The sequence below is a fragment of the Cupriavidus sp. HMR-1 genome (assembly GCF_000319775.1).
Classification (GTDB): domain Bacteria; phylum Pseudomonadota; class Gammaproteobacteria; order Burkholderiales; family Burkholderiaceae; genus Cupriavidus; species Cupriavidus metallidurans.
Window position 1 is genome coordinate 98920 of the sequence record NZ_ANKP01000024.1, and the last position, 6752, is coordinate 105671.

The 6752-nt window shown below is 59.7% G+C and carries 4 protein-coding genes; 3 read left to right on the plus strand and 1 reads right to left on the minus strand.

The features are described 5' to 3' along the window. Positions 1–210 precede the first annotated feature (210 nt). A complete protein-coding gene (locus tag D769_RS02310; protein ID WP_008641698.1) occupies positions 211–891 on the plus strand; it encodes a C40 family peptidase in 681 nt (226 codons plus the stop codon). 133 nt (positions 892–1024) lie between these two features. Here the strand turns inward: D769_RS02310 and D769_RS02315 are convergent, their stop codons facing one another. Then, positions 1025–1975: a patatin-like phospholipase family protein gene (locus D769_RS02315; RefSeq protein ID WP_035882313.1), complete on the minus strand. Its 951-nt coding sequence runs from the start codon at positions 1973–1975 to the stop codon at positions 1025–1027. 1295 nt (positions 1976–3270) lie between these two features. Between D769_RS02315 and ltrA the strand changes: the two genes are divergently transcribed. After that, on the plus strand, positions 3271–4971 hold the full coding sequence (ltrA, locus tag D769_RS02320) for a group II intron reverse transcriptase/maturase (protein WP_008641702.1): 1701 nt from the start codon (positions 3271–3273) through the stop codon (positions 4969–4971). Between the two features lie 151 nt (positions 4972–5122). After that, positions 5123–6520, plus strand: a complete 1398-nt coding sequence (gene gltX / locus D769_RS02325; protein WP_008641708.1) for a glutamate--tRNA ligase — start codon at positions 5123–5125, stop codon at positions 6518–6520. Positions 6521–6752 lie beyond the last annotated feature (232 nt).

Genomic DNA, 6752 nt, shown 5'->3' on the forward strand with positions numbered 1-6752 from the left:
GGCGGCTACTTTAAGATCGCCCGATAAGTTTTTTGGGGGTGGTTCGTCCGCCGCGTGAGGTCTTGGGGAAGACCGGCAGTGCACGCGGCTGGTGCGAGACGGGAGCTTTTCTACTGGCGTACTTCTTGCGTCCGATCCGCCCTGATGTTTTCACGCTGTCCGGTGATGTCTTACTCGCCGGTCAGATTTGTCCGATCATCAGGAGAACCAATGCAGCGAACGGTACTTCATTCCCTGGCGCGCGCCGCCGTTGGAATTGCCATTGTCTGCGGTGCGACTGTGTCGAATGGAGTGCTGGCGGATACGGTGTTCAAGGATACCGACGCCCGGATCGACGCCCGTGCAGATGTCACGGACGCGCATCCGGAAGGCAAGCGTGGCTTGCTGTCGTCGATGATGAACTCCACCAGCAATGTCGCCACGAAAGCTGGCGACCTGGTCATGAACGCGCTGGGTCTGATCGGTGTTCGTTATCGCTTCGGCGGTAACAGCCCCGAGTCGGGTCTGGACTGCAGCGGCTTCGTCCGCTACGTGTTCAACGACACCTTCGGCTTCATGTTGCCCCGTCGCTCCGTCGAAATGAGCCAGGTTGGCGCCACGGTTGCGGCGAACGATCTGCGGCCCGGCGATCTGGTGTTCTTCAACACCATGCGCCACACGTTCTCGCACGTCGGCATCTATATTGGCGACAACAAGTTCGTGCATGCGCCTTCCACCGGCAGCAAGATCCGTGTCGACGACATGCGTGCCGCCTACTGGGTGACACGCTACAACGGCGCCCGCCGCATCGACGATTCGGCGCGTGGCTCGGTCGAGAACACCAGCAACATGATCGAGACGCTCAAGCGTTACGATCCGAATGCCCAGGGCCGCTCGCTTTACGGTGGCTAAGTACGGCGCCTAAGGTTTGCGGCTGTTGAAGCGGCAAATCCCGAAGGCAAAACAAAAAAGGACTGCTCAGGCAGTCCTTTTTTGTTGCGTGCTGTTTGGGGGAGGGTGATGTTCGGGCGCGGCGGGTCGCCGCTTATTGCGTCGCGATGGTTCCGCCCGTCGTCGGACGATTGCGCGCGGCGGCCAGCTTTTCACGCAACGCCGCTAGTACCGCAGACGTGGCCTGCTCGCCAGCCAGGATCGCCCGATTGCGCGACGTGAAATCGCTGCCGCCCATATCCGGCAGGTCGGGCCGGATCACAACGTCGGCGCGCGCCAGCGCCATCTTGTTGATCGACTGCCCCATGATGGCCGTTGTCTGCAGCAGGACGCCACTCTGCCCGCCATTTTTCTGGCTTGCCGGATCGGCGGAGATATTCACCGCGATCACGAAATCGGCGCCCATCTCGCGGGCGGCATCCACCGGTACCGGCTCCACCAGGCCACCATCGACGTAGTCGTGGCCGCCGATCGCCACCGGCTGGAATACGCCCGGGACACTGCTCGATGCACGTACCGCCTGACCGGTATTGCCACGCCGGAACAAAATCCGCTCGCCGGTCTTGAGATCCGTGGCAACGATGCCGAGCGGCAGCTTCATCGACTCGATCGGACGATTCTTGACCAGGCGGTTGACGTAGTTCTGCAGCGCCTCGCCCTTGAGCCAGCCGCCGAAGCGTGTGCCGAAGGGCAGGGCCCAGTCGGCGATGGTCGCTTCGTCCATCGTCAGCGCGAGCTTGTTCAACGTAAAGCCATCCATGCCCGACGCGTAGAGTGCCGCTACCACTGAGCCCGCGCTGGTGCCCGTGACGATATCCGGGCGAATTCCCTGGGCTTCGAGCGCCTTGATCACGCCAATGTGCGCGAAGCCACGCGCCGCTCCGCCGCCGAGCGCCAGGCCGATGCGGATGGGCCGGGGCGGGGTGGTCGCCACGGGTGGCACGGTGGCGGTGGTGCCAGGGTTCGTCGCGTCCGGCTTGGGGCCGAAGGAGCAGGCTGCCAGCAGCATCGCTGCCGAGGCGCCCAGGAAGTTTCGTCGTTGCATCGAGGAAAGGAGATCTTGCTGGATGTGATGCCGGGGGCACTGTGGGGCCCCGCATCGCGCATGGCCGAGTGTCAGACTGGCGGCAGCATAAATGATTCCACGGCGGAGATCGTATCGGGCAGCGCGTATAATGCAGCATTCCGTGCGACACGCACTCTCGTGTCCGGGTAGCTCCAACGTAAGGAGCATCGACCTTTGTTGAGACAAGGGGAAGGTTTCGGCCTGAACCGTCCAATCTCAACCATTACTTGCTTTGACAAGCCCAGCCGCAAGGCCGGTGCGAGTCCATGTGTTGCGGAGAAGCCGGAGTATCGGTCGATCCGTAGCTTGCTTTCTGCTGGATGGATCTCCAGCCATTGCCCAAAGGCGGGGACGCTTGCCTTTGGGCAGGTGTCTTTGCAGTACGCACTCTCTACGGAGGTGTGGGCGAATATGCGGCGGTAGTTTGCTGCGTCTTCGCTACATAGCATTCAAACCGGCCCAATAGGGCTGGAGCTACGTTCTTTGGGGCGAGGATCAGTGCTCGCAAGAGATCATCCTCGTCAAGCGCCTGCTAGTACGGAGGCACTGAAGTAAGGAAGTGAGGTTCCCGGAGCGTATAGCTCTGCGCGTTATGGTTCAGCCGAGTACATCCGTGAGGATGCCTCGATAGAGAACCTGCTATGCGACTAGCAGTAGCCTAGGGAGACATGCGTCACTGGTAACGGTGGGGTGTGAAGCTCTCCTGACAATGTAGCCCCCGCAAGGGTGCGTCTCTATCGTGAGGTAGGGGCGTAGAGACTCCGAGCAGCAATGGGGTCAAGGAGCTAGGCTGGCTGGTATGGGCAACATATGTGAACTGCTGATAAACACCGTAAGCATTGCAGTGCCAAAGCTGCTGACAGGCACTAACCAAAAAGGTGTGTGGTCGGGTACTCCGTTGGAATGTCGGAGTACGTCGCCTTTAGACCACCGGTGAAGAGGCAGGCCCTAACCCAGTCGTGTAATGCGCAGGGAACGTGGTAAGCCCGTATGGCTGCCGGGGCGCAGTTTGGCCCAGGCAGGCGAACCGCAAGGAACGCTGTTGGCTGTGCGGGTATGGGAGGTTGGAAAAAGCGAATGCCGGGCTGTAATGGCTCGGATAGGGGTTGAAACATCATCCCACGCGAAAGCGGGCAGACTTCCAACTGGTCTACTCGTCGCAAGACGACTGACTGAACTCGCTTGTTTAATTTTCTTCCCTTGAGGGGCAACCTGTCCCTCAAGGGGCATGTTGTCTCTGCTGTTTGGGGAAGTCCTCAAGATAGGAGAGCAGCATGGAAGCATTGATCCGTGAGGATGAATCTGCGCCCTCCGGCATTCCGCAGCGATGGGGCGACATCAATTGGCGCCGCGTCGAACGGAACGTTCGGGCAATGCAGATTCGAATTGCGAAGGCGACACAGGAAGGGGATTGGCGCAGGGTGAAAGCCTTGCAGCGGTCCCTGACCCGCTCGTTTTCTGCCAAAGCATCGGCGGTGAGACGAGTGGCGATGAACCGAGGAGCGCGGACGGCAGGCGTCGACCGCGTAAAGTGGGACTCGCCTGAAGCCCAGTGGGAAGCCATTGGGAGGTTGAAGCGCCGGGGGTATCGTCCGCTGCCGTTAAGGCGGGTGTACATCCCTAAGGCAAATGGGAAGGAACGCCCTTTGGGTATTCCGACTCTGCACGATCGAGCCATGCAGGCGCTGTATCTGCTGGCGCTGGAACCGGTGTCCGAAGGGACGAGCGATCCAAACTCTTACGGGTTTCGGATCAATCGCTCTACGGCGGACGCCATGTCCCAGCTATTTGCGTCCCTACACCAGAGAGCCTCAGCTCAATGGGTACTGGAAGCGGATATCAAGGGGTGCTTTGACCATATCAGTCACGACTGGCTGGAGCGCAATGTCCCGATGGACAAAGCAATCCTTCGGAAGTGGTTGAGGGCTGGCGTGGTATTTCAGGGCCAGTTTCAGGCGACCGATGCTGGAACACCACAGGGGGGCATCATTTCCCCGACCTTGGCAAACGTGGCATTGAACGGATTGGAACGACAACTGGTGGCGTCCCTGCGGGCAAAACTGGGAGTTACCAATACGCGGAAGCTAAAGGTGAATGTCGTACGGTATGCGGATGACTTCGTGATCACTGGCAACACGCCGGAAGTCTTGGAGCAAGAAGTGAAGCCGTGGGTCGAACAGTTCCTAGCAGTACGGGGACTTACTCTTTCCACGGAGAAAACGCGAATCGTCAACATCGCTGAAGGCTTTGACTTCCTTGGGTGGAATTTCCGGAAGTACTCGGGAACGCTACTCATCAAGCCGAGCAAGAAGAACGCGCAAGCGTTCTATCGCAAGGTGAAGGAAACTATCAGTGCCAAGAAGATGGCGAAGCAGGAGAATCTTATTGGCCTGCTGAACCCGATGCTGAGGGGCTGGGCGCAGTATCACAGCCCAGTGGTTGCGAAAGCGGCGTTCACCAAGATGGACTACCTGATTTTCAAGGTGCTATGGTGGTGGGCAAAACGGCGACACCGAGGGAAGAGTGCTGAGTGGGTGCGAGCGAAGTACTTCGCATCAGTTGGTGCACGACACTGGGTGTTTGGGACCAATGTTTTAGACAAGGCGGGCGAACGTCATTGGATGTCGCTGTACTCGGTATCGGGTACGCCTATCCGAAGGCACAAGAAGGTTCGCGGGGACTACAATCCCTTCGACCCAGCGCAGGAAATGTACGGCGAAACGCTGCGGCAGGAACGCATGGCAGAAAGCATGTCGTACCGAAAGCAGTGGGCAAAGTTGTTCATGTCCCAGCGAGGCTTGTGTGCGGTATGCCAGGGTAAGATAACCAAAGAGACGGGATGGGATGACCATCACATCGAATCACGGGTTTCCGGTGGTTCGGACGCTCTAGGAAATCGCGTTCTGGTGCACCCCGATTGTCACGTCCAAGTCCACTTCTATGGACAAGTTGCTGTGAAGCCGGTGTTTGATTAATTCATTCATTTTGTAGAGGCTTGAGCCGTATGCGTGGAAACTCGCACGTACGGTTCTTAGGGGGGAGGGGGTCAGCAATGACCTTCCTCCTACCCTACCTGACATCCGGCCTGCGCGCATCCGTGCGCGGGCCTTTTTGTTTCCCCGAACCATGACACAACGCGTCCGCACCCGCTTCGCACCGAGTCCGACCGGCTTCATTCACCTCGGCAATATTCGCTCCGCGTTTTATCCGTGGGCGTTTGCCCGCCGCATGAAGGGCGACTTCATCCTGCGTATCGAGGATACCGACGTCGAGCGTTCGACCGATGTTGCCGTCGACGTCATCCTGGAAAGCATGGCCTGGCTCGATCTGGACATCGACGAAGGCCCGTTCTATCAGATGCAGCGGATGGACCGGTACCGCGAGGTGGTACAGCAGATGCTCGACAACGAGCTGGCTTACCACTGCTATATGAGTACCGAGGAGCTCGACGCCTTGCGCGAAGCGCAGCGTGCTGCCGGCGAAAAGCCGCGGTACAACGGCTTCTGGCGTCCGGAGCCGGGCAAGGTGCTGCCCGAGCCGCCGGCTGGCGTGCAGCCCGTGGTGCGATTCAAGAACCCGATCGGCGGCAGCGTGGTGTGGGACGACGCTGTGAAGGGCCGCATCGAGATCTCGAATGATGAACTCGACGATCTCGTCATCGCCCGCCCCGATGGCACGCCGACCTACAACTTCTGCGTGGTGGTGGACGACCTCGACATGAAGATCACCCACGTGATCCGGGGCGATGACCACGTCAACAACACGCCGCGACAGATCAACATCATCCGCGCCCTGGGTGGTGAGGTGCCGGTCTACGCCCACCTGCCCACCGTGCTCAACGAGCAGGGCGAGAAGATGAGTAAGCGCCATGGCGCGCTGCCCGTCACGGGATATCGGGATGAGGGCTATCTGCCGGAGGCCGTCCTGAACTATCTGGCGCGACTGGGCTGGGCGCATGGCGATGCCGAGATCTTCTCGCGCGAACAGTTCGTCGAATGGTTCGATCTGGAGCACCTGGGCAAGTCCCCGGCGCAATACAACCCGGAAAAGCTGGCGTGGCTCAACAACCACTACATCAAGGTTGGTGACAACACGCGCCTGGCAGATCTGACGCGTCCGTTCATCGAGGCGCTCGGCGGCAAGGTCGAGGGCGCGAACCTGGTGGACGTGATCGCGCTGGTCAAGGATCGCGCGAACACGCTGAAGGAAGTGGCGCAGACCGCGATGTTGTTCTATCGCGGCGAGCCGCAGGCCGATGCGGCGCTGAAGGTGGAACATCTGACGGACGAGATTCGCCCCGCGCTGCAGGCACTGGCCACGCAACTCGCGGCGCTGCCGGAGTGGAAGCGCGAAGCGATTAGTGCCGCGTTCAAGGCAGTGCTGGCCGAGTTCGGCCTGAAGATGCCGAAGCTGGCGATGCCGGTGCGCCTGCTGGTGGCGGGGCAGTTGCAGACGCCGAGCATCGACGCGGTGCTTGAACTGTTCGGTCGCGACACGGTGCTGCGCCGTCTGGCTGCAGCGTAAAAAACTGCTGAAAAAGTCTCGGCTGGGGCTTGCGCTCTGGTCGAGACTTCAGCATAATCTCGTTCTCCCCGCTGCACGACGCGAGTCAAGCGGAACGGTTGAAAAATCGAACGGGGCTTGCAAAACGGTGAGAATGCTTTATAATCGCCGCTTCGCCAGAAACGCAGTAAATCTGGTGAGCAAGATTGCAGTAAATGGCAGTAACTATGGGGCTATAGCTCAGCTGGGAGAG